The 23,932-nt window shown below is 66.8% G+C and carries 22 protein-coding genes; 6 read left to right on the forward strand and 16 right to left on the reverse strand.

Features of this window, described 5'->3' with window-relative positions:
* The first annotated feature begins 81 nt into the window (after window positions 1–81).
* Window positions 82–2,778: an HAD-IC family P-type ATPase gene (locus PIN01S_RS03665; protein ID WP_084333770.1), complete on the forward strand. Its 2,697-nt coding sequence runs from the start codon at window positions 82–84 to the stop codon at window positions 2,776–2,778.
* A 23-nt stretch (window positions 2,779–2,801) separates the two neighbouring features.
* On the opposite strand, the gene PIN01S_RS03670 is transcribed toward PIN01S_RS03665, so the two are convergent.
* From PIN01S_RS03670 to selD, 4 genes are all read right to left on the reverse strand, one after another.
* Window positions 2,802–3,413: a flavin reductase family protein gene (locus PIN01S_RS03670; RefSeq protein ID WP_084333771.1), complete on the reverse strand. Its 612-nt coding sequence runs from the start codon at window positions 3,411–3,413 to the stop codon at window positions 2,802–2,804.
* Window positions 3,414–3,486: 73 nt separating this feature from the next.
* Window positions 3,487–3,765: a hypothetical protein gene (locus tag PIN01S_RS03675; RefSeq protein ID WP_084333772.1), complete on the reverse strand. Its 279-nt coding sequence runs from the start codon at window positions 3,763–3,765 to the stop codon at window positions 3,487–3,489.
* 148 nt (window positions 3,766–3,913) lie between these two features.
* Window positions 3,914–5,014, reverse strand: coding sequence for a tRNA 2-selenouridine(34) synthase MnmH (mnmH, locus tag PIN01S_RS03680; protein WP_084333773.1), 1,101 nt, complete (start codon window positions 5,012–5,014; stop codon window positions 3,914–3,916).
* Window positions 5,014–6,048 (reverse strand): selenide, water dikinase SelD, encoded by a 1,035-nt coding sequence (gene selD, locus PIN01S_RS03685; protein WP_084333774.1) that lies wholly within the window; start codon window positions 6,046–6,048, stop codon window positions 5,014–5,016. The genes mnmH and selD overlap by 1 nt, the downstream gene beginning before the upstream one ends.
* 99 nt (window positions 6,049–6,147) lie before the next feature.
* On the opposite strand from selD, the gene PIN01S_RS03690 reads away from it, so the two are divergent.
* A complete protein-coding gene (locus PIN01S_RS03690; RefSeq protein ID WP_084333775.1) occupies window positions 6,148–7,179 on the forward strand; it encodes a patatin-like phospholipase family protein in 1,032 nt (343 codons plus the stop codon).
* A 15-nt stretch (window positions 7,180–7,194) separates the two neighbouring features.
* Here PIN01S_RS03690 and glsB read toward each other — a convergent pair whose 3' ends face one another.
* From glsB to PIN01S_RS03725, 7 genes are all read right to left on the reverse strand, one after another.
* Entirely contained in the window at window positions 7,195–8,103 is a 909-nt protein-coding gene (gene glsB / locus PIN01S_RS03695; RefSeq protein WP_084333776.1) for a glutaminase B, read from the reverse strand.
* A 107-nt stretch (window positions 8,104–8,210) separates the two neighbouring features.
* Window positions 8,211–8,912, reverse strand: a complete 702-nt coding sequence (locus PIN01S_RS03700) for a response regulator (RefSeq protein WP_084333777.1) — start codon at window positions 8,910–8,912, stop codon at window positions 8,211–8,213.
* 28 nt (window positions 8,913–8,940) lie between these two features.
* Complete coding sequence (locus tag PIN01S_RS03705) at window positions 8,941–11,607, reverse strand: DUF4118 domain-containing protein (RefSeq protein WP_084333778.1); 2,667 nt, start codon at window positions 11,605–11,607, stop codon at window positions 8,941–8,943.
* The gene (kdpC, locus tag PIN01S_RS03710) at window positions 11,604–12,164 is read right to left on the reverse strand and encodes a potassium-transporting ATPase subunit KdpC (RefSeq protein WP_084333779.1); all 561 of its coding nucleotides are present in this window, start codon (window positions 12,162–12,164) and stop codon (window positions 11,604–11,606) included. Before kdpC ends, PIN01S_RS03705 begins: the two co-directional genes overlap by 4 nt.
* Before the next feature lie 30 nt (window positions 12,165–12,194).
* Window positions 12,195–14,249: a potassium-transporting ATPase subunit KdpB gene (gene kdpB / locus PIN01S_RS03715; RefSeq protein ID WP_084333780.1), complete on the reverse strand. Its 2,055-nt coding sequence runs from the start codon at window positions 14,247–14,249 to the stop codon at window positions 12,195–12,197.
* 12 nt (window positions 14,250–14,261) lie between these two features.
* Window positions 14,262–15,968, reverse strand: a complete 1,707-nt coding sequence (gene kdpA, locus PIN01S_RS03720) for a potassium-transporting ATPase subunit KdpA (protein ID WP_084333781.1) — start codon at window positions 15,966–15,968, stop codon at window positions 14,262–14,264.
* A 9-nt stretch (window positions 15,969–15,977) separates the two neighbouring features.
* Window positions 15,978–16,067, reverse strand: a complete 90-nt coding sequence (locus PIN01S_RS03725; protein WP_084333782.1) for a potassium-transporting ATPase subunit F — start codon at window positions 16,065–16,067, stop codon at window positions 15,978–15,980.
* A 311-nt stretch (window positions 16,068–16,378) separates the two neighbouring features.
* On the opposite strand from PIN01S_RS03725, the gene PIN01S_RS03730 reads away from it, so the two are divergent.
* From PIN01S_RS03730 to xopAW, 3 genes are all read left to right on the forward strand, one after another.
* On the forward strand, window positions 16,379–17,122 hold the full coding sequence (locus PIN01S_RS03730; protein ID WP_090257150.1) for a response regulator: 744 nt from the start codon (window positions 16,379–16,381) through the stop codon (window positions 17,120–17,122).
* Window positions 17,119–18,183: an ATP-binding protein gene (locus PIN01S_RS03735; RefSeq protein ID WP_084333783.1), complete on the forward strand. Its 1,065-nt coding sequence runs from the start codon at window positions 17,119–17,121 to the stop codon at window positions 18,181–18,183. Before PIN01S_RS03730 ends, PIN01S_RS03735 begins: the two co-directional genes overlap by 4 nt.
* Window positions 18,184–18,282: 99 nt before the next feature.
* Complete coding sequence (gene xopAW / locus PIN01S_RS03740; protein WP_084333784.1) at window positions 18,283–18,981, forward strand: EF-hand domain-containing protein; 699 nt, start codon at window positions 18,283–18,285, stop codon at window positions 18,979–18,981.
* 14 nt (window positions 18,982–18,995) lie between these two features.
* On the opposite strand, the gene PIN01S_RS03745 is transcribed toward xopAW, so the two are convergent.
* The 5 genes from PIN01S_RS03745 to PIN01S_RS03765 form a co-directional block, all read right to left on the reverse strand.
* Window positions 18,996–20,081, reverse strand: coding sequence for an AI-2E family transporter (locus tag PIN01S_RS03745; protein WP_084333785.1), 1,086 nt, complete (start codon window positions 20,079–20,081; stop codon window positions 18,996–18,998).
* 103 nt (window positions 20,082–20,184) lie between these two features.
* Window positions 20,185–20,991, reverse strand: a complete 807-nt coding sequence (locus PIN01S_RS03750) for a DUF4892 domain-containing protein (RefSeq protein WP_084333786.1) — start codon at window positions 20,989–20,991, stop codon at window positions 20,185–20,187.
* 7 nt (window positions 20,992–20,998) lie between these two features.
* Window positions 20,999–21,661, reverse strand: coding sequence for a glutathione S-transferase family protein (locus tag PIN01S_RS03755; protein WP_084333787.1), 663 nt, complete (start codon window positions 21,659–21,661; stop codon window positions 20,999–21,001).
* Between the two features lie 51 nt (window positions 21,662–21,712).
* On the reverse strand, window positions 21,713–22,576 hold the full coding sequence (locus PIN01S_RS03760; protein ID WP_084333788.1) for an alpha/beta hydrolase: 864 nt from the start codon (window positions 22,574–22,576) through the stop codon (window positions 21,713–21,715).
* Entirely contained in the window at window positions 22,573–23,382 is an 810-nt protein-coding gene (locus PIN01S_RS03765) for an alpha/beta fold hydrolase (RefSeq protein WP_084333976.1), read from the reverse strand. The genes PIN01S_RS03760 and PIN01S_RS03765 overlap by 4 nt, the downstream gene beginning before the upstream one ends.
* Before the next feature lie 179 nt (window positions 23,383–23,561).
* Here PIN01S_RS03765 and queD point away from each other — a divergent pair, with 179 nt between their 5' ends.
* Window positions 23,562–23,918, forward strand: coding sequence for a 6-carboxytetrahydropterin synthase QueD (queD, locus tag PIN01S_RS03770; protein ID WP_084333789.1), 357 nt, complete (start codon window positions 23,562–23,564; stop codon window positions 23,916–23,918).
* The last annotated feature ends 14 nt before the right edge of the window (window positions 23,919–23,932 follow it).

A 23,932-nucleotide genomic window follows, 5' to 3' on the forward strand; every position in this document is an offset into this window, starting at 1 on the left:
TGTGAAGCCGTTTGATCCAGGCCAATACCCGGTTCGGACCGTCCCTCTAGGCTGGAGTCGTATTCATCACCGGAGGACGCCATGAACGCCCCCGCTTCCCGCGACTGGCATGCGCAACCCGCGCATTACAGCCTGCAACAGCTCGACGCCAGCGACACTGGCCTGAGCACCGAGGAGGCCGAGCGCCGTCTCGCTCTCCACGGTCCCAACCAACTGCCGGAGCGCAACGCCGCCGGGCCGCTGAAGCGCTTCTTGCGCCAGTTCCACAACCTGCTGATCTATGTGCTGCTGCTTTCGACCCTGGTCACCCTCGCCTTAGGCGAGTGGCTGGACAGCGCGGTGATCTTCGGCGTGGTGCTGATCAACGCCATCGTCGGCTTCATCCAGGAGGGCAAGGCGGAACAGGCGATGCGCGCCATCCAGAAGATGCTCACCCTGGACAGCCGGGTGCGCCGCGACGGCGCCGTGCAAAGCGTACCGGCCGAACGCCTGGTGCCCGGCGACCTGGTGCTGCTGGAAGCCGGCGACCGGGTCCCCGCCGACCTGCGCCTGCTGGAAACCCGCGACCTGCGCATCGAAGAAGCGGCCCTCACCGGCGAGTCGCTGCCGGCCGACAAGGCCACCGATCCGGTGGCCCGGGACGTCGGCCTGGGCGACCGGCGCAGCATGGCCTACTCCGGCACGCTGGTCAGCGCCGGCAGCGGTTGCGGCGTGGTGGTCGCCACCGCCGGCCACACCGAACTGGGCCGCATCAGCCACATGCTGGGCACGGTGGTCAGCCTGCAGACCCCGCTGCTGGCGGACATGGCGCGCTTCGCCCGGCACCTGACCCTGATCATTCTCGCCCTGGCGCTGCTCACCTTCGCCTTCGGCGTCCTGCTGCGCGGCTACAGCCCGCAGGACATGCTGCTGGCGGCGGTCGGCCTGGCCGTGGCGGCGATTCCCGAAGGCTTGCCGGCGGTGCTCACCATCATCCTGGCTCTCGGCGTACAGCGCATGGCCCGGCGCCAGGCGATCATCCGCCGCCTGCCGGCAGTGGAAAGCCTGGGCGCGGTGACGGTGATCTGTTCGGATAAGACCGGCACCCTGACCCGCAACGAGATGACCGTGCAACAGGTCTTCACCACCGCCCACCGTTATACGATCGATGGCGTCGGCTATGCACCGGAAGGCCGCATCCATTGCGATGACGGTCAGCTCTGTAGCCTCGACAGCGCGGACGACCTGCGCGAACTGGCCCGTGCCGGGCTGCTGGCCAACAGCGCCAGCCTGTGTCTGGCCGACCAGCGCTGGTGCATCACCGGCGACCCCACCGAAGCCGCGCTGTTGACCCTGGCTGGCAAGCTGGGCCTGGAACGGGAGCGCGAAGTACTATCCCTACCGCGAGTCGACGCGATCCCCTTCAGTTCCGAACGCCGTTGCTTGGCCAGCCTGCATCACGACCACGCCGGGCATGGCCTGATCTATCTGGTCGGCGCTCCCGAACGCCTGCTGGAGGTGTGCAACCGGCAGTGGCGCGACGGCCGCCCCGAGCCGCTGGACCCGCGCCACTGGCACGAGGTCCTGGGTAACGGCGCCAGCCAGGGCCTGCGCATGCTCGGCCTCGCCCTGCGGCCGCTGCCCACGCCGCAACACGAGCTGGACTACCGCGATCTGGAAGGCGATTTCATCCTGCTCGGTCTGGTCGGCATGCTCGATCCGCCGCGGGAAGAGGCCATCGCCGCCATCGCCGAATGCCACAGCGCGGGCATCGCGGTGAAGATGATCACCGGCGACCACGCCGCCACAGCCAGCGCCATCGCCCAGCGCCTCGGCCTGGGTGGCGGTGCGCCGCTCACCGGGACCGATCTGGACCGGCTGAGCGATGCCGAGCTGGATGCCCGCCTGCCCCACACCACGGTATTCGCCCGCACCAGCCCGGCGCACAAGCTGCGCCTGGTGGAACGCCTGCAAGCCTGCGGCGCCCGGGTGGCGATGACCGGCGACGGGGTCAACGACGCACCGGCGCTCAAGCGCGCCGACATCGGCGTGGCCATGGGGGTCAAGGGTACCGAAGTGGCCAAGGAGGCAGCGCAGATGGTGCTTGCCGACGATAACTTCGCCACCATCGCCCACGCCGTGGAGGAAGGCCGCACGGTCTACGACAACCTGCGCAAGTCGATCCTCTTCATCCTGCCTACCAATGGCGGCGAAGCGCTGGTATTGCTGGTGGCCATCGCCCTCGGCCTGACCCTGCCGATCACGCCGTTGCAGATTCTCTGGGTCAACATGATCACCGCGGTGACCCTGGCCCTGGCGCTAGCCTTCGAGCCGGCCGAGGACGACCTGATGCGAAGGCCGCCGCGTGACCCACGCATGCCGCTGCTGACGCCTCGTCTGCTCTGGCGCGTGCTGTTCATTTCGATCCTGATGACCGTCGCCAGCCTGGGCCTGTTCCTCTACGCCCAATCGCTGGGCTGGAGCCTGGACAGCAGCCGTACCCTGGCGGTCAACGCCATGGTCGCCAGCGAGATCGGCTATCTGTTCAGCAGCCGCCGGCTGGACGGCACCGCCCGCTTCGGCTGGCGCGACAATCCGATGGTCTGGAGCATGGTGCTGCTGCTCATCGGCATGCAACTGGCGCTCACCCATTGGTCGCCGCTGCAGGCCTTGTTCGCGACCACCTCGCTGCCGGCGGACGCCTGGGGCTGGTGCCTGCTGGTGGCGGTCGGCGTCTGCGTGTTGGTGGAGTTGGAGAAGCTTCTGGTACGGAGCCTGGGGCAGTCGCCCCAGGTATGAATATGAAACGGAACTCGGCCGCGTCAGAGCTGCGGCCGGGCCATCTCGAACACCTCACGGGTGTGGGTATAACCGCTCCCGCCGAGCCGGCCGATCAGATCCAGCTTGCGTGGGTCGACTCGGCCACGTTCGTCGAGTATCTCCGGGTCGACGTGCGCCAACAGGATGCGGGCGAAGATCAGGTAATTGCTGGGGTTGTCGCGCGGATAGGGTTGCACCTCGGCCAAGGAGCACTCGAAGGCCACCGGCGCCCCGGCAACCCGCGGCGGAGCGACCCGTTCGGCCGGTACGCTGGCGATGCCACATGCCTCGAACTCGCTGACGCCATGCGGCAAGGAGGCCGACGAGGCGTTCATCGCCTCGGCCTGGCTCGCCGTCACCAAGTGGATCACCAGCTCGCCGGTGTCCTGCACGTTGCGCAGCGTGTCCTTGAGCCGACCATCGTCATGCAGGCCAATGTTGACCAGCAGGGTCGGCGGCTCGTCGCTGATCACCTGGAAGAAGCTGAACGGCGCCAGGTTGCTCACGCCTTCGCGGGACAGGCTGGACACCCAGGCGATCGGCCTCGGCGTCACCGTGGCGGTCAGCCAGCGATAAGCCTCCAGCGGGGTCAGCCGGGTAAAGTCGATGAGCATGGAAACCTCCGGCACGGAGCCGAAAATGCAAGGGAATGGGCGCCGGGCCAGAAGCGCGGCACCCGGAGGGAAATCAACGCCCGGCGCGGGACTCGCGGATGTAGAAGCGCGCCTTTTCCGCTTTGCGGGAGCACCCTTCGTAGGCCTCGAACTGCTGCTGGGTCTTGGCGCCGGTGAGCAGCGTCAGGGCCTTGGAGTAGCTCACGGTACCGGCGAAGCCTTCAGCCTTGGCCAGGTCCAGTTCCTTCCAGGCGGCGTCCAACTGGTTCGCGCAATTGTCGCGGTAGGTCGTCTTGGCGGCACATCCGGCCAGCAGCAAGGCGATCAAGGGCAGGCTGATCCAGGCTTTCATCCAATTAACTCCTCGAAAAAGGGACAACGATGGAAATGCGGGCGCGATGCGGGGTTCCGTTCACGCCCGATCGAATCCTAGCGCCAGGCTATGACGACGAGAAACCGGAAAAGTGCCGCTTTGTGGCCTATCCGGCACTGCCGCCACTTCAACGCGGCTGACGCTGGCGCAGATACTCGATCACCGCCGCCTGCTCGCCAGCGAATTCGATACGCTCCGCCTTGCTCTCGCGCTGGTAGGCGTACATCGGGTCGTAGTATTCGCTCAGCAACCCTTCGATCCAGCCGCGGTGCAGGCTGACGTCGCCACTGCGCTCCTGCTCGATCAACGCTGCGTCCATGATGGCGGCCATGCGTTGGTAGCGTTCCCCGCCCAGCCGCTTGACGATGTTCGACAGACTCTGCCGGAGCCGCTCGGCGAACGCCGGGAAACCGCGCTCCTCGCCATGTTCGGCGATGAACTCGGCGGTCAGGTCGATCACGTAGTCCTTGAGAATGCGCTCGATCCGCCCTTCCAGGCTGTCTTCCAGCCAGACCAGCGGGTATCGCTGCATACCCTGGTACAGCTCCAGCGGCACCGAGCAACTGCCGACGATGCGCCCTTCGTCCTCCAGAACGAACTGCTCGATCCCCGCCGCGCGCTTCTTCAGCAGGTCGATGGCCAGGCGGTTCTCGAAGTCGATCTGCGCCGGCTGCGGCGTGGCGCGTTTGCCGAAGCTGGAGCCACGGTGATTGGCGTGGCCTTCCAGGTCCAGACTGTTGGCCAGTTGCGCCACCACTTCGGTCTTGCCGGTGCCGGTGAGGCCGCCGACCAGCACGAAATCGCACTGTTCCACCGCCTGCTGGGTGGTTTCCAGCAGGAAGGTCCGCAGCGCCTTGTAGCCGCCGGTCACCCGCGGATAATCGATGCCCGCTTCGCTTTTCAGCCACTGCTGGACGATCTGCGAACGCAACCCGCCGCGGAAGCAATACAGGTAGCCGTCCGGGTTAGCCTTGGCGAAGGCGGCCCAGGCCTCGATGCGCTCGGCCTTGGTCGTGCCGGACACCAGTTGGTGGCCCAGCTCGATGGCCGCCTTCTGGCCGTGCAGCTTGTAGCAGGTGCCGACCTTCTGCCGCTCGATATCGGTCATCAGCGGCAGGTTGACCGTGTGCGGGAAGGCGCCCTTGGAAAACTCCACCGGAGCGCGGGCATCCATCATCGGCAAATCGTTGAGAAAAAGGGCGCGGTAATCGGCGGTATCCGGACGCATCAGAGCACCTCGACCGCGTAACGCTGTCGCTCGACCAACTGGCCGATCGCTTGCAGCTCCAAGCCCAGCTCGGCGCAGGTCGTCTGGAACGCCGCCTCGCCCTCCGGCGCGACGGCCACCAGCAGACCGCCGCTGGTCTGCGGATCGCAGAGCAGGAGTTTCTGCAATTCGGGCAGCGGCGCGATCTTCTCGCCGTAGCTGTCGAAGTTGCGCAAGGTCCCGCCCGGCACGCAGCCCTGCTCCAGGTAGTACTCGACCCCCACCAGACGTGGCACCCGGGCGAACTCGACACGTGCGGTCAGGCCGCTGCCGTCGGCCATCTCGATCAGATGACCGAGCAGGCCGAAGCCGGTGACATCGGTCATCGCCTTGACCCCGGCGAGCTTGCCGAAGCGGCTGCCGGGCTTGTTCAGGGTGCACATCCAGTCGCGCGCCACGCCCACGTCCTCGGCGCGCAAACGGGCCTTCTTCTCCGCCGTGGTGAAGATGCCGATGCCCAGCGGCTTGGTCAGGTACAGGGTGCAGCCGGCGGTGGCGCTGTCGTTGCGCTTCATGTGGCGCTTTTCCACCAGGCCGGTGACGGCCAGGCCGAAGATCGGCTCCGGCGCATCGATGGAATGGCCGCCGGCCAGCGGGATGCCCGCCTCATCGCAGACGGCACGGCCGCCGCGAATCACTTCGCGGGCGACTTCCGCCGCCAGCACGTTGACCGGCCAGCCGAGGATGGCGATGGCCATCAGCGGGTCGCCGCCCATGGCGTAGATGTCGCTGATCGCATTGGTGGCAGCGATCCGGCCGAAATCGAAGGGATCATCGACGATCGGCATGAAGAAATCGGTGGTGGAAACGACACCGCGCTCATCGTCCAGGGCATAGACCGCCGCATCGTCGCGCGAGGCGTTGCCAACCCACAGGCGCGGATCGAGGTTCTGTGCACCGCTCCCGGCGAGAATCACCTCCAGGACCTTGGGGGAAATCTTGCAGCCACAGCCGGCGCCGTGGCTGTACTGGGTCAGGCGAATGGGATCGCTCATGGGGAATCTCTCTGCGGACGACAACTGGCGGCGGATTTTACCTTGGCGCAGCCCTGTCGCGCGCGTATTGTCGAAAGGGAGTTGCCGGGGGTGGGTGCGATGGGGACGAAAGTGGCGTTGGTACTGGGCTCGGGCGGTGCGCGCGGTTATGCGCACATCGGAGTCATCGAGGAAATCGAGGCGCGGGGTTACGAGATCGGCTGCATCGCCGGCTGTTCCATGGGCGCCGTGGTCGGAGGCATCTACGCCGCCGGCAAGCTGCCGCAGTACCGCGAATGGATCGAAAGCCTGGACTACCTGGACATGCTGCGCCTGCTGGACGTCAGCTTCCGCCTCGGGGCGATCCGTGGCGAGAAGGTGTTCGGCCAGATCCGTGAGATCCTCGGCGAGATCGATATCGAGGACTTGCCGATCCCCTACACCGCCGTCGCCACCGACCTGACCAACCAGCAGGAAATCTGGTTCCAGGAAGGCTGCCTGCACAAGGCCATGCGCGCCTCGGCGGCGATTCCCAGCCTGTTCACCCCGGTCCAGCAAGGCAAGCGGATGCTGGTCGACGGCGGGCTGCTCAACCCGCTGCCCATCGTTCCGGTGGTGTCCAGCCATTGCGACCTCATCATCGCGGTCAACCTCAACGCCACCAACCAGAAGCAATACCAACTGCCGATCATTGAGCGGCCGGATGCGATCAAGGGCCGCTTCGACCTGCTGATGAGTTCGCTCGGCTCGCGGCTACCGTTCCGTCGCAAGGCCGGCGAAGAGATCGCGCTACTGGAGTCGGAGATCACGGCGGAATCGCCCGGGGCCAGCGACCCCTGGCTGGACGAACCGCCAGTGCCGGCCGCCCAGCCACCGGCGGCGCCGGAGACGGAAGGTGCCCCACGCTCGGCCAGCGACTCCACCGTGGTGGATATTGGCGGCCCGGCTTCGCTGCTCGAGCTGATCAACCAGAGCTTCGAAGTCATGCAGACCTCGCTCGCCCAGTACAAGATCGCCGGCTACCCGCCGGACGTATTGATCAACATTCCCAAGCGGGTCTGCCGCTTCTTCGAGTTCTACAAGGCGCCGGAGCTGATCCTGCTGGGACGGCAGATTGCCCGCGATACCTTGGATAAGTACGAATCCCACTAAACCAGCTCGGGCTCGTCAGAAAATCGACCAGCCGATCCGCGACGACAGCAACTCCAGCGCCGCCATGCCGGCCAGGGAGTTGCCCGCCGCGTTCAACTCCGGCGACCAGACGCAGACGGTGAAGCGCTCGGGCACCACCGCAACGATCCCGCCGCCCACGCCGCTCTTGCCCGGCAGGCCGACCCGATAGGCGAAGTTGCCGGCTTCGTCGTACAGGCCGCTGGTGGCCATCAGGGCATTGACCTGCTTCACCTGGCGAGGTGTCAGCACCTGCTCGCCGCTGTGCAGGCAATGTCCGCGGTTGGCCAGGAAGCAGAAAGCCCGGGCCAGGTCCGCGCAGCTCATGCGCAGGGCGCAATGATGGAAATAGCTGCGCAGCACCGCCTCGACGTCATTGTGGAAGTTGCCGAAGGACTGCATCAGGTAAGCCATGGCCGCGTTGCGCGAGCGATGCTGGTATTCCGAGCGGGCCACCATCTCGTCGGAGACCAGCAGGGGGTTGCCGCTCAGGCGGCGGACGAAATCGCGCATCGACTGGGCCGGCGCGGCGAAGCGCGACTGGTTGATGTCGCAGATCACCAGCGCGCCGGCATTGATGAAGGGATTGCGCGGCATACCGCGCTCGAACTCCAACTGCACCAGCGAGTTGAACGGCTGGCCGGACGGTTCCTGCCCCAGGCGCTCCCAGATCGCCTCCCCGGAATGCTGGATCGCCTGGACCAGGCTGAACACCTTGGAAATGCTCTGGATGGAAAACGGCACCTGGCCATCGCCCGCCACATACAGCTCGCCCTGGTTGCTGTAGACCGCGATACCCAGTTGGGCCGGCGGCACCTGGGCCAATGCCGGAATGTAATCGGCGACCTTGCCCCGTCCGATCAGGGGACTGACTTCGGCGAGAATCTCATTCAACAGTTCTTGCATGACGTCCTTCGCTCAAGCTGTGCGGAACGCTCCGCACGGTAGCTCGCTAGACGCCGGCCGTACCGGTGGAATCACACGGACTTTTCGCGGCCCGCCCGGAGCCTGTCTCATGCCTCCCGCTCTGCCCGCAGGCGATAACCGATCCCCGCCTCGGTGACGATGAAACGGGGATTCGCCGGGTCGTCGCCGAGCTTCTGCCGCAGATGGCCCACGACCACCCGCAGGTAATGGCTGTCCTCGACGTGGGTCGGGCCCCAGATGTCCTTGAGCAGTTGCTGCTGGGTCACCACCCGTCCGTGGTATTGGGCCAGCGTCGCCAGGACCGCGTATTCCTTGCGGGTCAGCGCCACCTCACGACCGTCGAGGGTGACCTGGCGGAAGGCGAAGTCCACCCGCAGCGGGCCGCTCTCCACCGCCGCCGCACCGCTATCGCCCTGCCCGCTCTGGCGCAGCAGCACGCGGACCCGGGCGAGGAATTCCTGGATGCCGAACGGCTTGGTCACGTAGTCATTGGCCCCGCCATCGAGCGCCAGGACCTTTTCGCCCTCGCCGGAGCGTACCGACAACACCAGCACCGGCACCGTCGACCAGCCGCGTAGCTCGCGCAGCACCTCCTGGCCGTCCATGTCCGGCAGGCCGAGGTCGAGCACCACCAGGTCCGGCCGGGTCAGGGCCGCTTCGGCGAGCCCGCTCCGGCCATCGGCCGCCTCGATCACCCGGTAACCTTGCGCCGTCAGGCTGATGCGCAGGAATTTGCGAATCTGCGCCTCATCGTCGATCACCAGAACGACATGGCTGTTGTCGGTCATGCTCAGGCCTGTCTCCCAAACCCTGTCATCAGGTTTCCTCCTCCGCGGCCGGCTGCTCCTGCAACGGCAAGTGCAGCATCAAGGTGGCGCCCCGGCCGTCCAGCCCTTCATCGACGGTCACCCGCCCCCCGTGCGCCCCGACCATGCCCTGGCAGATCGCCAGGCCCAGGCCGGTGCCCTGGCCGCCGCGATCGCCGCGCTTGGCGGTATAGAACATATCGAAAATCCGGCTGCGCTCCTCTTCCGGAATCCCCGGTCCCTGGTCGCTCACGGAAAAACGCAGCTCATCGCGCCCCACCGTCACCGCCAGGCGCAGACGGCCGCCCGGCGGCGAGAAGCGCGCGGCGTTCTCCAACACATTGACCAGCGCCTGCTCGATCAGCGCCGCATGAACATACAGCAGCGGCAGCTCGGCGGGCAGCTCGGTCTCCACGCGCAAGGGTGCCAGCACCGGCCGCAAACGTTGCAGGGCGCTGGCGACGATATCCGCCGGCGCCACCCAGTCGCGGCTCAGCTTGAGCCCGCCATGGCCCAGCCGGGTCATGTCCAGGAGGTTCTGGATATAGCGGTCCAGGCGCTCGGCCTCGTTACGGGTGCCTTCCAGCAACTCGCGGCGGTCGGCCTCGGGAATGCTTTCACCGAGGGCCAACAGGCTGTCGATGGAACCGCGCATGGCAGTCAGCGGTGTGCGCAGGTCGTGGGACACCGAGGCGAGCAAGGCGCTGCGCAGGCTCTCGGTTTCGCCCTTGAGACGGGCCGCTTCCAAATCCTCGGCCAATTGCGCACGCTCCAACGCCTGGACCAGCGGCTGGCAGAGCGCCCCGATCAGGCGGCGCCGCTCCGGCGGCAGCGGGTCACCATCCTTCGGGCTCATACCCAGCAGGGCCAGTGGCCCGTCCTCGCCGGCCAGCGGACACCACCACCAGCGGCCGACGGGCAAGGTCCCGGTGCCCAGGCCGGCCGGCTGGCCATGCTGCCAGGCCCAGTCGGCCGCGGCGCGCTCCTGCTCGGCAAGCAACCGATGGACGCCGGCCTCGACCTTCCATACGCCGTCCTTGCCGCGCGACATCAGGCAGCTTTCCAGATCGGACGCCAGTTCGAACTGCTGGATCGCCGCGGCGAGCACAGCGCGGCGGTCGGTGGCGGCGGTCAGCTTGCGCGACAGGTCGAGCAGCGCGGTGGTCTCCTGCTGGGTCTGCCGCAGGCTCTCCAGTTGCCGGCGCTGCCGCGCGGCGAGGTTGCCGGTCAGCCCGGCCATGAGCAGGAAGAACAGCAGCGTCAGGAGGTCTTCCTGGCGCTGGATGAACAAGGTGAGCCGGGGCGGGATGAACAGGAAGTTGTAGGCCAGGAACGCCAGCCCGGCGCAGACCAAGGCCGGCCCCAGGCTGCTGCGCACTGCCACCAGCAGCACGGCGGCGAGGAACACCAGGGAAATGTTCGGCAGCGCGAGCAGATGGGACACGCCCCAGGCCAGCGCGGTGGCGATCACCGAAGCGATCACCGCCAGCAGATAGTCCCGCCGCGTCGCCTGGTGCAGGCCGAAATGCCGCGCCGGCAGCGGGTTGTCGCCATTGTCCAGCACGCTGATTTCCAGGCCCCGGCCCCGCGCCAGCAGGCGCTCCGCCACGCCCCGGCTGCCCAGCCAGCGCCGTTGCCAACGCGGTCGGCTGATGCCCACCAGCAGCACGCTGGCGCGGCGCTCGCGGGCATGTTCGATCAAGGTCCGCGCCACTTCGCCGCCACGCAGCCGCACCACCTCGCCGCCCAGCCGCTCGGCCAACTGTTGCGCGGCCTGCAAGCGGGCCCGCGAAGGCTCGCCCAGGGGCCGGCCGACATCGACATGCACCAGGCTCCACGGCAGATGGCGCCGTTCGGCCACCCGGCTGGCATGGCGCACCAGCCGCTCGGCCTGGTCGTCGCCATCGACGCCGACCAGCAGGCGCCCCTGCAGGCTCGGCGCATCCTGCCCCTGCTGGCGGTAGCGCCGGTTGAGATCGGCATCCACCCGCGCGGCGGCGGTCTGCATGGCCAGTTCGCGCAGTGCGGTCAGGTTGGTCTGGGTGAAGAAGGCATCGATCGCCGCCCGCGCCTGCTCGGGCACGTAGACCTTGCCGTCGCGCAGGCGCTCGAGCAGTTCGCGGGGCGGCAGGTCGATCAGCAGAATCTCGTGGGCCTCCTGGAGCACCCAGTCCGGGACCGTTTCGCGAACGTGCACGCCGGTGATGTCGCGCACCTGATCGTTGAGGCTTTCCAGGTGCTGGACATTGACCGTGGTGAAGACATCGATGCCGGCGGCGAGCAGCTCCTGCACGTCCTGCCAGCGCTTGGCGTGGCGGCTGCCCGGTACGTTGCTGTGAGCCAGCTCGTCGACCAGCGCCAGTTGCGGGCGGGCCGCCAACAGCCCGTCCAGGTCCAGCTCGAACAGGGGCAGACCACGGTACTCCAGGCGTTTCGGCGGCTGCTGCGGCAGGCCGGCAAGCAAGGCCTCGGTTTCCGCCCGGCCGTGGGTTTCCACGATGCCGGCCCTCAACTTCACACCATGGCGAAGCTGCGCCTGGGCCGCCTGCAGCATGGCGTAGGTCTTGCCCACGCCCGGCGCGGCGCCGAGAAAGACCTTCAGCCGCCCACGGCCGTTCGGCCGCACGCTGTCGGGCAACTCGGCCAGCAGCGCCTCGGCGCGCGCCGTGTCGCTCATCGAACGCCCTCGCCGCTGGAGAGTGCGGCCAGCGCCCGGTTGAGCCCGGTCACGTTGACCACCGGCGGACCGAACAGCGGCCGCTCGGTGTGCTCACGCACCAGATGTGCCAGATGGGCCTCCGGTATGCCCCGGGCCTCGGCGATGCGCGGGATCTGGTACATCGCGGCATGCGGCGACAGGTCCGGGTCGAGCCCGCTGCCGGAAGTAGTCACCAGGGCCAGCGGCACCGGCCCCGATCCATGCTGGCGGCGGCTCTCGGTGGCGATACGCTCGGCCAAGGCCGCGCTGCTCGGCGCCAGGTTGCTCGCCCCGCTGGGCAGGGTGGCGTAGTCGGCGGCCGACGGGCGCGGCTGGAACCAGCCGGCGCCGTCGAAGCGCTGGGCCAGCAGCTGCGAGCCCCGCACCTGGCCGTCGTCGTCGACGAGTTGGCTGCCGTTGGCCTGCCAGGGAAACGCCAGTTCGGCGATGGCGGTCACGCCCAGGGGATAGGCGACGCCGGTGATCAGTGTCATCAGGAGCAAAAGACTGAAGGTGGGACGTAGTGCGTCAAGCATATGCAGTTCCTCCGGAAAAATCGAAGCCGTTCAGGCCAGCCCCACGGCTGTCAGCAACAGGTCGATCAGCTTGATCCCGACGAAGGGCGCGACCAGCCCGCCCAGGCCATAGATCAGCAGGTTGCGCCGCAGCAGGCTGGCCGCGTCGGCGGCCTCCACCCGCACCCCGCGCAGGGCCAGCGGGATGAGCGCGACGATGATCAGGGCGTTGAACACGATGGCCGAGAGAATGGCGCTCTGCGGGCTGGCCAGCCCCATCAGGTTGAGCACGCCGAGCTGCGGGTAGATCCCGGAAAACAGCGCCGGCAGGATGGCGAAATACTTGGCCACGTCGTTGGCGACCGAGAAAGTGGTCAGGGCACCACGGGTAACCAGCAGTTCCTTGCCCACCTGCACCACATCGAGCAGCTTGGTGGGATCGGAATCCAGGTCGACCAGGTTGGCGGCCTCGCGCGCCGCCTGGGTACCGTCGTTCATCGCCAGGCCGACGTCGGCCTGGGCCAGTGCCGGCGCGTCATTGGCGCCGTCGCCGCACATCGCCACCAATCGACCGTCGGCCTGCTCCTGGCGAATGCGCGCCAACTTCTTCTCCGGCGTGGCCTCGGCGATCACATCGTCGACGCCCGCCTCGGCCGCGATGGCCGCCGCCGTCAGCGGGTTGTCGCCGGTCACCATGACGGTGCGGATGCCCAGTCGGCGCAACTCGGCGAAGCGTTCGCGGATGCCCGGCTTGACCACATCCTTCAAATGAATGACGCCGAGCAATTGGCCGTCGGCGCAGACCAGCAACGGCGTACCGCCGCTCTGGGCGATGCGTTCGATTTCCCGAGCCAGTGGCTCGGGAAGCTGTTCGCGGGTCAGGCCGAGGAAGCCCAGCACCGCATCCACCGCCCCCTTGCGATAGACATGGCCCTCCCAGTCGACACCGGACAGGCGGGTTTCGGCGCTGAACGGCACCACCGTCAAGCGATCGCGGGCCGGCTCCGGCATCGGGTGCAGGTTGCGCAGGTACTCGACGATGGACTTGCCTTCCGGGGTGTCATCGGCCAGCGACGCCAGCAGCGCGCCCTGGGCCAGTGCCTGGCCGCTGACACCCGGGCTTTTCAGCATCGCACTGCAACGACGGTTGCCGAAGGTGATGGTGCCGGTCTTGTCCAGCAGCAGCACCTGGACGTCCCCCGCCGCTTCCACCGCACGGCCGGACTTGGCGATGACGTTGAGCCTGACCAGACGGTCCATGCCGGCGATGCCGATGGCCGAGAGCAGGCCGCCGATGGTGGTCGGCACCAGCGTCACCAGCAGCGCGACGAGGAACACCAGGGGCAGCTCGCCACCGGAAAAGCGGGCGAACGGCTGCAGAGTCGCCACCACCAGCAGGAAGATCAGCGACAGGCCGATCAGCAGGATATCCAGCGCCACTTCATTGGGCGTCTTCTGCCGCCGCGCGCCTTCCACCAGGGCGATCATCCGGTCCAGGGTGGACTCGCCGGGATTGGCGCTGATACGCACCAGCAGCCAGTCGGATACCACCCGGGTGTTGCCGGTGACGGCCGAACGGTCCCCGCCGGACTCGCGGATCACCGGAGCGGACTCACCCGTGATCGCCGCCTCGTTGACCGCGGCGATGCCTTCGATGACCTCGCCATCGCCGGGAATCAGCTCACCGGCCTCCACCCGTACCACGTCGCCCCTGCGCAGGCGACTGGCGGCAATGCCTTCGTATTGCCCCGGCGCGACCTGCCGACGGGCGATCAGCCCCTGGCTGCCGGCTTTCAGGCTGTCCGCCCGCGCCTTGCCACGCCCTTCGGCCAGCGCCTCGGCGAAATTGGCGAACAGGACGGTGAACCACAGCCACAGGGCGATCTGCACGGCAACCCCGGTGGCCACTGCCTGGCCGGGAACGAAGCAGAGCAAGGTGGTCATCAGGGCCGTGATTTCCACCAGCAGCATCACGGGCTGGCGCATCAACTGGCGCGGGTCCAGCTTGACGAAGGCCTGGCGCAGCGCCTCGCGCCAGAGCGGCGCCGGGTGCGCGGCGGCCTCGTGACGTACCGGCTGATCGATGAGTTCGTTTCGTGCGTTCATGTCTCGCTCCACTTACCAGCTCAGGCCGGCCAGTTGGCCGAGGTGCTCGGCCAGCGGCCCCAGAGCCAGCACCGGGAAAAAAGTGAGGCCGCCCACCAGCAGCAGGGTGGCGGTGAGCAGGCCGACGAACAGCGGGCCGTGGGTGGGGAAGCTGTCCTGCCCGAGCGGCGCGGCACGCTTCATCGCCAAGCCGCCGGCAATGGCCAGCACGGGCAGAATGATCCCGTAACGGCCGAGCAGCATGGCCAGGGCAATCATCAGGTTGTGATAGGTGGAACCGGCGCCGAAGCCGGCGAAGGCCGACCCGTTGTTGCCGGCACCCGAGGTGTAGGCGTAGAGGATCTGGCTGAGGCCGTGCGGGCCCGGATTGCTCACCGCCGCCACGCCGGCCGGCAGGATGGCTGCCAGCGCACCGAGCAGCAGCACGCCGATCGGCATCACCAGCAGGCTCAGCACCAGCAGGCGCACTTCCCTCGCCTCCAGTTTCTTGCCGAGGTATTCGGGCGTGCGGCCGACCATCAGGCCGGCGAGGAACACCGCGATCAGGACGAACAGCAGCATGCCGTAGAGGCCGGCGCCGACGCCGCCGAAGATCACTTCGCCGAGCATCATGTTGACCAGAGGCACCATGCCGCCCAAGGCACTGAAGCTGTCGTGCATGGCGTTCACCGAACCGTTGGAGGCCGCGCTGGTGGCGGTCGCCCAGAGTGCCGAGGCGGTGATGCCGAAACGGCTCTCCTTACCTTCCAGGGAGCCCGCCTGCTCGACCGGCAGTCCGGCCCAGGCCGGATTCGGCTGCCACTCGGCCCAGACCGCGACACCCAGCCCGATGCAGAACAGCAGCAGCATGCAGGCGAGAATGGCGCGGCTCTGGCGCAGGTCCTTGACGTAGTGGCCATAGCTGAACACCAGGGCGGCCGGAATCAGGAGAATCGCCGCCACTTCCAGCAGGTTGCTGAACGCCGTGGGGTTTTCGAAGGGATGGGCGGAGTTGACGCCGAAGAAACCGCCGCCGTTGGTGCCCAACTGCTTGATGGCGATCTGGCTGGCGGCCGGTCCCAGGGGCAGGCTCTGCTCCGCACCTTGCCAAGTAGTGGCCGTAACCGCGTGGGCAAAACTTTGCGGCACGCCCTGCCAGACCAGTAGCAGCGCCAACGGGATCGCCAGAGGCAGCAGCACATAGAGCGTGGCACGGGTGAGATCGATCCAGAAATTGCCCAGGGTCGCGGCCGAACGACGGGCGATGCCCCGGCACAGCGCCACCAGCACGGCGAGGCCGGTGGCGGCGCTGACGAAGTTCTGCACGCCGAGGCCGATCATCTGGCTGAAATAGGACAACTGCGCTTCGCCGCTGTAAGCCTGCCAGTTGGTGTTGGTGACGAAACTGACTGCGGTGTTCAACGCCAGCGGCCAGTCCATCCCGGCCACCTTCTGCGGATTGAGCGGCAGCGCGCCTTGCAGCATCAGGACCGCAACCAACAGGACCAGGCTGACGCCGTTGAACGCCAGCAGTGACAGCGCATAGCGCCGCCAGTCCTGCTCGATGGCCGGATCGACGCCCGCACTCCGGTAGCAGAAGCGTTCGAGCGGCGACAGCAGCGGGCTGAGCCAAGTGCGCTGCCCCTCCATCGCCCGGTGAATGAAGCGTCCCAGCCAGGGTGCCGGTGCCAGCACCAGAACGAAGAACGCGCCGATGAGCAGTACATCATGCATGGCCATGATCGCCCCCTAGCTCCGGCCGGTGCGCAACAGCGCGACCAGCAGGAACGCGAACAGCGCCACGGCGAGTGTCAGTGAGATTCCATCGAGAACGGTCATGTTTGCCTCCTGTGCGAATGTGCATGGAGGCATTGTTTTCCCCACCGGCGTAAAGGAACGAGATGGTAACGCCGGCCCGCCCGTAAAGAAGCCGTAAATTTGCCCCGAGGGGCCGCTTTGTATCGATCTGGATACAAAGCGCACATGCTTGCGATACGTCTGGCTAAGAGCCTTCTACACTGGCCGCGACCCCTCGCGCCGAGTAGGATGCGGGCATGTCCGGCGACGAACCCGGTGCCCGCCGGCACCGTTTTCCAGCAGCCAGCCCATGGCAGGACTTCATGCAGTACAAACCCCAGAGCCCTGGCGATATGCCAACCGACCCGACCACCGACAGCCGCCGCTGGAACGTCCGCGCCCTGCTCGTCGACGATGACCAGCCGATCCGCGAACTCCTCTGCGACTACCTGGGACGCTTCAACATCCTTGCCCATGGCGTCAGCAACGGCGACGGCATGCGCCAGGCCCTGGCCAACAAGCGCTTCGACGTGGTGGTGCTGGACCTGATGCTGCCCGGCGAGGACGGCCTTTCGCTGTGTCGCTGGCTGCGGGCCGAATCGGATATCCCGATCCTCATGCTCACCGCCCGCTGCGAGCCCACGGACCGCATCATCGGCCTGGAACTGGGCGCCGACGACTACATGGCCAAGCCGTTCGAACCCCGCGAACTGGTGGCGCGCATCCAGACGATCCTGCGCCGGGTCCGCGACGAGCGCGCGCCGGCCCAGCCGGAACCGCGCAACAGCCTGCGCTTCGATGGCTGGCGACTGGACGGTGTGCTGCGCCAGCTGCAGTCCGCCGAGGGGCTGGTGGTGCCGCTGTCGAATGCCGAGTTCCGCCTGCTCTGGGTCTTTCTGGAACGGCCACGCCGCGTCCTCAGCCGCGAACAACTGCTCGACGCCGCTCGCGGGCGCGCCATCGAAGCCTTCGACCGCAGCATCGACCTGCTGGTCTCGCGCCTGCGGCAGAAGCTGGGCGACGACCCGCGCGCTCCCCGGCTGATCAAGACGGTACGTGGCGAGGGTTACCTGTTCGATGCCCGAGACATCGAATGATGCGCAGTGCCGACACGCTGTTCGCCCGGCTGTTCGGCATCTTCCTGCTGGCCATCGTTCTCGCCCACCTGCTGGCATTCGCCTGGTTCGCTCAGGGCAGCCCGCCCTCCGAACGCCAGAATCCTCCTCCGCCCCGGACCGCTCTCGGCGACCCGGGTGGGCCACCACCGGGGCCTCGTCCCCCTGACGACCGGCCACCACCCAAGCCCGGCGTATTCGGCGGGCCCTGGATTCCCTTCGCCTCCCAGTCGCTGGCGCTGGTAATCGCCGCCTGGATCGGCGCACGCCTGCTGACCCGGCCGATCCGGCGCCTGTCCCGGGCGGCCGAGCAACTGAGTGAAAACCTCGACAGCCTGCCGATGAACGAAACCGGGCCGGCGGAAGTCCGCCAGGCGGCACACAGCTTCAACCGCATGCAGGCGCGTATCCGCGAGCAGGTCGAGCAGCGCAGCCGCATGCTGACGGCGGTCTCGCACGACCTGCGCACGCCACTGGCGCGCATGAAGCTGCGGGTCGAGCAGGTCGAGAACGAAGCGCTGCGAGACCGTCTGGCCCAGGACCTGGGCGAAATGAACCAGATGCTCGAGGCCACGCTTTCCTATCTGCGCGAACAGCGCAGCCAGGAGGAAGCCCAGTTGTTCGACCTGCAGGCCCTGGCCGAGTCGCTGGCGGAAAACGCCCAGGATCAAGGGGCCGATGTCCAGGTCGAAGGGCATTGCCGGCCGGTGCGCGTCCCGCCGATGGCGCTGCGCTCCTGCCTCGGCAACCTGCTGGAAAATGCCCTGCGCTACGCCGGACACGCACACATCCAGTTGCTGGATGGCGAGCAAGAGATCGAGGTGCGTGTCATCGACCGGGGGCCGGGCATACCGGCGGACAAGCGCGAGGCCGTCTTCGAGCCATTCTTTCGCCTGGAAAGCTCACGCAACCGGAACTCGGGGGGCGTCGGCCTCGGCCTGAGCATTGCCCTGGAAGCCTCGAAGCGCCTGGGTGGCAGCCTCGCGCTGGAAGAAACCCCGGGCGGCGGCCTGACCGCCATCCTCCGCCTGCCGCGCGCGTAAGAAGCCGGATACAAAGCACACACACCCCTGACAACAAACCCGTCGACTCTGCCATGACCGGAGAACCTTCTCCGGGCACACAACAGAGGAGTGACTCCCATGATCAGTGGTGTCAGCAGCGCCTATTCGGGGTACAGCTGTACCTCGAATTTCGCCAGCAAAACGCGCCCGCCCGCCGGCGACGCGCCTGATCCGGCGAAATTTCAGGCGGAGCTGTTCAGCAAGCTGGACAGCAACAGCGACGGCGGGATCGGCAAGGACGAACTGACTGCCGCGGTGAGCGCCGCCCAGGAAAGCGACAGCAGCCTTGAGATCGATATCGACGAGCTGTTTTCCCAACTCGACGGCGACGGCGACGGCAGTATCAGCGAGGAGGAAAGCGCCGCCCTGGCACCGCCTCCGCCGCCACCGCATGGCGGGCCCAACCCGGAAGAGCTGTTCGCTCAACTGGACAGCGATAGCGACGGCAGCGTCAGCCTCGATGAACTGACCAGCGCCATCGAATCGGCCCAGGGAACCAGCGGCACCGACCTCAGCGAACTGTTCGCCGCCCTGGACACCGATGAGGACGGCAGCCTGAGCCTGGAAGAAAGCGCCGCACTGGCTCCGCCCCCTCCGCCGCCGCCCGGAGAGTTTTCCAACAGCCAGGGCACCTATGCCGAGGCCGATACGTCATCCACCCAAAGCAGCAGCGATGAGGCTTACGGCAACCTCGTGGCCAACCTGCTCAAGCATTACCAGGCCGGCGCCGCCAGCTACAGCTCCCGACTCGGTAGCCAACTCAACCTTTCGGCCTGAAGGCCGCCGGCCATCTACCTCTGGTGGCCGGTTTTTTCCAGCGGCTCGACAGGTTCGAGCGCGTCTCCATTGCCATTGCCCACCCAGTCGCCAAGCAGGCTGTAGGCGACCGCCAGCAGCGTCGGGCCGAGGAAAAGCCCCATGAAGCCGAAGGCCAGGATGCCGCCGAACACCCCCAACAACACGACGACCAGCGGCAGGTTCCCGCCCCGGCTGATCAAATAGGGCTTGAGAACGTTGTCGACCCCGCTGACCACGAACATTCCCCAGATGCCCAGGAACACGGCGAAGCCGTAGTCGCCCTTCCAGGCCAGCCAGGCCGTGGCCGGTATCCACACCAGCGGCGGCCCCATGGGGATCAGGCTGAGCACGAAGGTCAGGATGCCCAGCACGATGGCGCCCGGCACACCGGCGATCCAGAACCCTATCAGCGCCAGCACCGCCTGGGCTGCCGCCGTACCGATCACACCGTTGACGACCCGCTGCACGGTCCCGGCGACCAGTTCGAGGTAGTGGTCGGCGCGGTTGCCGATCAGCCGCTCCAGCACACGGTGTACGAAGGCGGCCAGGCGCGGGCCGTCGCGGTAGAAGAAGAACACCAGCACCAGGCTCAGGGCCAGTTCCAGCATGCCGCCGCCCACCTGGGCGCTGCGCGCCAGCAGCCAGTTGCCGACCTGCCCGACGTAGGGCCGCAACGTGGCGAAGAACGCCGCGCCCTGCTGATCGATGGTCAACCAGAACGCCACCAGCCGATCTCCCACCAGCGGCAGATCGCCCAGCCAGGCAGGCGGCGGAGGCAAGCCCTCCACTTGCAGGCTTTTGACCAGCACGGTGGCGTCGCGGATATGGTCGGCCAGGTTGAAGCCCAGCATGACCAGCGGCACGGCGACCAGCACCATCCATCCGGCGGTCAGGATCGCGGCGGCCGCGGCTTCCCGGCCCTTCAGCCAATGCGTCAGCAGACGCATCAGGGGCCAGCTGGCAAACGCCAGCACCGCCGCCCAGAACAGTGCGGACCAGAACGGTGCCAGCACCCAGAGGCACGCGCCGAGTAATGCCAGCAGCAGGATCTGCACCAGCAGACGGTCATTGTTCAACATGCGAAGCGCTCCGCATCAAAGGAAGGCAGGCCGAAAGCGGGCCATTGTAGGGAAAGGCCTGTCCGGCGGGTTTGAGCCAGCGCTCAACCCCGCCGCGGCATGATCAACGCAGCACGCTCAGGTGCAGGCCCTTTTCATCGCCTTCGCCCAGCTCCAGCCGGGCCGCTCTGACGCCCTGAGCCACCAGCGCTTCACGCCAGGCGTCGGCATTCGGCCCGTCGAGGCTGACCCGGAGGGTCGTATCCAGGTTGAGGCTGCGCGCCAGCACTTCGACCCAGGGCTGCTCCGGCTCGCCGCTCAATCGCAGCAGCTTCAGCTCGCCGGTGCTCTTCAATTGACGGAGCAAGGTGGCCGGCGCCGGCAACAGCGTTCCCAGCGGAGCGGCGGAATCCAACTGCTCGACATGCAGATAGGCGCGCCGGTTGCCGCGAGTGATCGCGTAGAGTGCCAGCAGACTCTCCGGGTTCGGCTCCGCCAGCCGCAGCAAGGCGTAGGCCTGCTGATCGTCGGGGCCGTACAGGGTCGCCTTGCCGAACACCGAGTTGGCCCAGAGGCTGCTGGACCCGCAGTCGCGGCCCTGGCACCAGTAGAGCAGCTCGGCGCCCTTCTCCATCAGCGCCCGACGCGCCGCCTCGAAGGCTTCCGCACTGGAATGCTCGCTGGACAGCCGGTAAGTCACCGCGGTGAAGGCTCCCTCCGCCAGCACCTCACGCTCATAGCGCAACTGGCCGCTGATACGGCGGATGGAACCTTGCGGATAGAGACGCTCCAGCGTGGGCTCGGAACGGAAGTCGGTAATCTCCGATCGCGGGAAGCGTGGAAGAATCTCGAGATCGCGGCTGCCCGGCAGATCGGCCGCGAACAGCGAAGGTCCCGCGAGACACAAGCTCAACAGAATGATCAGGCGCATCCTGGCCTCAAAGTGTCAGCATGGATTGAGCGGTGTTCACGGTCTTGTCGGCATCGGTCTCCCGCTTGGGAATTTCCAATCCCCGTTGCACGGCCGGCCGGGCCTCCAACGCGGATATCCAGCGCTGAAGATTCGCCAGTCCGTCCACCGATACCCCGGACCAGTCATGAATGCGAACCCAGGGGAAGGTGGCAATATCGGCGATGCTGTAATCGCCGGCGAGGTATTCCGATTCGCCCAGGCGCCGGTCCAGCACCTCGTATAGGCGGCGGGTCTCATGCTGGTAACGGTCGATGGCGCCCGGCAATTTCTCCGGGAAGTAGCGGTAGAAGACATTCGCCTGCCCCTGCATCGGCCCTACGCCGCCCATCTGGAACATCAGCCACTGGATGACACGGGAGCGGCCTTTGACATCCTGCGGCATCAGGCGCCCGGTCTTTTCGGCCAGATAGATGAGGATGGCCCCGGATTCGAAAACGGCGAAATCATCGTTCTCGCGATCGACGATTGCCGGAATCCGTCCGTTCGGATTGATCTTCAGGTAGTCGGGCGCCTTCTGTTCCTTTCGGTCGAAACTCAGCGCATGCACGCGGTAGGGCAACCCCAGCTCTTCGAGCGCGATGGAGATTTTGTGTCCGTTCGGTGTGGCGGCGGTATACAGGTCGATCATTGCTTCTCTCCTGTGGCAACCCGCCCAGCCTCCGCAGTTGGTCAGGGCAAGTCAAGCCACAGTAAAGAAGCGATTGAAACAGTCTGCTACGGCATCCGCGCCTTTTTCATCGTCCAGGTGCAGGTGATGCCCGCCGGCCAGAGGGGTCACGTCGAAGGAGAATTCGCCCAGCATCTTCACCACCGCCGCCTGATGCGCCAGCATGCCCTGCTCCGCCAGGGCCAGGCTGACCGGGCAACTCAGGCGACGCAAAAACGCCAGGGCATGGGCCTGGGTCAGGCGTAGCGGCGATGGAAGCGTCAGGCGCGGATCGGTACGCCAGGTGTAACCGCCCGGCACGGGCATCAGTCCACGTTGCGCCAGCAGCTCGGCCGCCTCCCGACTGACCGCGCCGACACCCTTCATACGCGCCTCGACGGCACGCTCGACCGTCTCGTAGACGGGCTTGCGCTTGCTGCCCAGCGCGAGCTTCGCCCGTAGTGCCTCGCCCAGCTTCTCCGGGGCGGTTTCCGCCTCGCCGGTGAACGGCACCAATCCGTCGATCAGCGCGAGGCGTTCCACACGCTCCGGCAGGGCGCCGGCGAGCAGCACGGAAACTATGGCCCCCATCGAATGCCCAAGCAGCGAGAAACGCTGCCAGCCGAACTGCTCCGCGACCTGCAAGATGTCGTAGGCGTAATCCCAGAGCGCATATCCCCCGCCGGCCGGGCGATGCCCGGAATGCCCGTGGCCGGCAAGATCCAGGGCGACGATGCGCACGCCTGTCAGCTTCGGCGCCAGGCGGGCGAAGCTCATGGAATTGTCCAGCCAGCCATGCAACGCAATCACCGGCAGCCCGTCTTCCGGGCCGAACAGGTGGGCCGCCAGTTCGATATGCGGCAGGTTCAGGCGGACCTCTTCGAACAGGTTGCTCATGCACTCTCCTCGCCTTCTGTCGAGCCGTCCCAGCGGGTCAGCACGCGCCTCAGCAACTCGGCGGTCTCCTGGGGACGCTCCAGCGGAAACATGTGGCCACCCGGCAACGTCAGGTAAAGCCCCTGCGGCACACGCCGCACCAGCCGTGCATGGTGCGGCAGGACGACCCGGCTGTGGCGCCCGCGCACGACCGCCAGCGGTACCTTGAGCTGCTGGGGGCGGCCAGGGCTGGTGTGCGGGACGCTGCGGTAGATGCTGATCTCGGTCGCCGGGTCGAACCGCAGGCGCAGCCCATCTCCGGCTTCCTGCAAGCCATGCCGTACGTAGGCATCCAGGCAATCCGGGTCGAAGCGTCGGAACAGCGTCTTGCCGGCAAAGTATCGGCGCGCCTCTTCGATGCCGCCGAAGTGCTCGCGCCGCCCCAGCGTCCGTCCCGCCGGTGTGATGCGATCGATGAGGCCGAAGCGTTTCGCCGCGCGGATCAGCACGCGATCGGCCAGGGTCAGGACTGGCGAATCCAGCATCACCACTCCCCGGTAAAGCTCGGGCCGCCGCAGCGCGGCGTGGTAATGCAACACGCCGCCGAGCGAATGTCCCACACCCCAGATCGGCTCATCCAATTCACCGAGATGATGGAGCAGTTCTTCGACCAGGCTTTCCCAGTTGTCGTTTACGGGAAAGCGCGGGTCATGGGCGTGCTGCGCCAGATGCAGCACCCGATAATCCGGCTCCAGGGCCGCGAACAGCTTGCCGTAGGTGGCGGAAGGGAAGCCATTTGCATGGGCGAAAAAAACGGTCTGGACCATGGCGGCGTACGGATGGCGAAGATGAGCGGGATTGTCCGGCACCTTCGAGAAAAGGAGCAATGACCGTAATGGCCAGGAATGACGACACTCCGGCCATGTCCATGGTCCGGTCGCCGGATGCGCGGAACCTGTTAAAATACCGCCTCTGCCCGTCGTCTGGCCCTTCAGAGCGTTGTCCCTTGGAACTGTTCAAAGAATTCATCTTCGAAGCCGCCCACCGCCTTCCCCACGTACCGGAAGGACACAAATGCGGGCGCCTGCATGGCCACTCGTTCCGCGTGGCGATCTACATCGAAGGCGAAGTGGACCCGTACACCGGATGGATCCGCGACTTTTCCGAGATCAAGCAGATCTTCAAGCCGCTCTACGAGCAGCTCGATCACAACTACCTGAACGACATCCCCGGCCTGGAAAACCCCACCAGCGAAGTGCTGGCGAAATGGATCTGGCAGAAACTGAAACCGCTCCTGCCCGAACTGTCGCGCGTACGTATCCACGAGACCTGCACCAGCGGCTGCGAATATCGCGGCGATTGAGCGTCACCCGCCCA

The organism is Pseudomonas indica NBRC 103045 (assembly GCF_002091635.1).
Lineage (GTDB): Bacteria > Pseudomonadota > Gammaproteobacteria > Pseudomonadales > Pseudomonadaceae > Pseudomonas_M > Pseudomonas_M indica.

Coding starts and splice junctions, on each gene's coding strand:
- PIN01S_RS03665 (WP_084333770.1), top strand. CDS start 82: ATGAACGCCCCCGCTTCCCGCGACTGGCATGCGCAACCCGCGCATTAC.
- PIN01S_RS03670 (WP_084333771.1), bottom strand. CDS start 3,413: ATGCTCATCGACTTTACCCGGCTGACCCCGCTGGAGGCTTATCGCTGG.
- PIN01S_RS03675 (WP_084333772.1), bottom strand. CDS start 3,765: ATGAAAGCCTGGATCAGCCTGCCCTTGATCGCCTTGCTGCTGGCCGGA.
- mnmH (WP_084333773.1), bottom strand. CDS start 5,014: ATGCGTCCGGATACCGCCGATTACCGCGCCCTTTTTCTCAACGATTTG.
- selD (WP_084333774.1), bottom strand. CDS start 6,048: ATGAGCGATCCCATTCGCCTGACCCAGTACAGCCACGGCGCCGGCTGT.
- PIN01S_RS03690 (WP_084333775.1), top strand. CDS start 6,148: ATGGGGACGAAAGTGGCGTTGGTACTGGGCTCGGGCGGTGCGCGCGGT.
- glsB (WP_084333776.1), bottom strand. CDS start 8,103: ATGCAAGAACTGTTGAATGAGATTCTCGCCGAAGTCAGTCCCCTGATC.
- PIN01S_RS03700 (WP_084333777.1), bottom strand. CDS start 8,912: ATGACCGACAACAGCCATGTCGTTCTGGTGATCGACGATGAGGCGCAG.
- PIN01S_RS03705 (WP_084333778.1), bottom strand. CDS start 11,607: ATGAGCGACACGGCGCGCGCCGAGGCGCTGCTGGCCGAGTTGCCCGAC.
- kdpC (WP_084333779.1), bottom strand. CDS start 12,164: ATGCTTGACGCACTACGTCCCACCTTCAGTCTTTTGCTCCTGATGACA.
- kdpB (WP_084333780.1), bottom strand. CDS start 14,249: ATGAACGCACGAAACGAACTCATCGATCAGCCGGTACGTCACGAGGCC.
- kdpA (WP_084333781.1), bottom strand. CDS start 15,968: ATGGCCATGCATGATGTACTGCTCATCGGCGCGTTCTTCGTTCTGGTG.
- PIN01S_RS03725 (WP_084333782.1), bottom strand. CDS start 16,067: ATGACCGTTCTCGATGGAATCTCACTGACACTCGCCGTGGCGCTGTTC.
- PIN01S_RS03730 (WP_090257150.1), top strand. CDS start 16,379: ATGCCAACCGACCCGACCACCGACAGCCGCCGCTGGAACGTCCGCGCC.
- PIN01S_RS03735 (WP_084333783.1), top strand. CDS start 17,119: ATGATGCGCAGTGCCGACACGCTGTTCGCCCGGCTGTTCGGCATCTTC.
- xopAW (WP_084333784.1), top strand. CDS start 18,283: ATGATCAGTGGTGTCAGCAGCGCCTATTCGGGGTACAGCTGTACCTCG.
- PIN01S_RS03745 (WP_084333785.1), bottom strand. CDS start 20,081: ATGTTGAACAATGACCGTCTGCTGGTGCAGATCCTGCTGCTGGCATTA.
- PIN01S_RS03750 (WP_084333786.1), bottom strand. CDS start 20,991: ATGCGCCTGATCATTCTGTTGAGCTTGTGTCTCGCGGGACCTTCGCTG.
- PIN01S_RS03755 (WP_084333787.1), bottom strand. CDS start 21,661: ATGATCGACCTGTATACCGCCGCCACACCGAACGGACACAAAATCTCC.
- PIN01S_RS03760 (WP_084333788.1), bottom strand. CDS start 22,576: ATGAGCAACCTGTTCGAAGAGGTCCGCCTGAACCTGCCGCATATCGAA.
- PIN01S_RS03765 (WP_084333976.1), bottom strand. CDS start 23,382: ATGGTCCAGACCGTTTTTTTCGCCCATGCAAATGGCTTCCCTTCCGCC.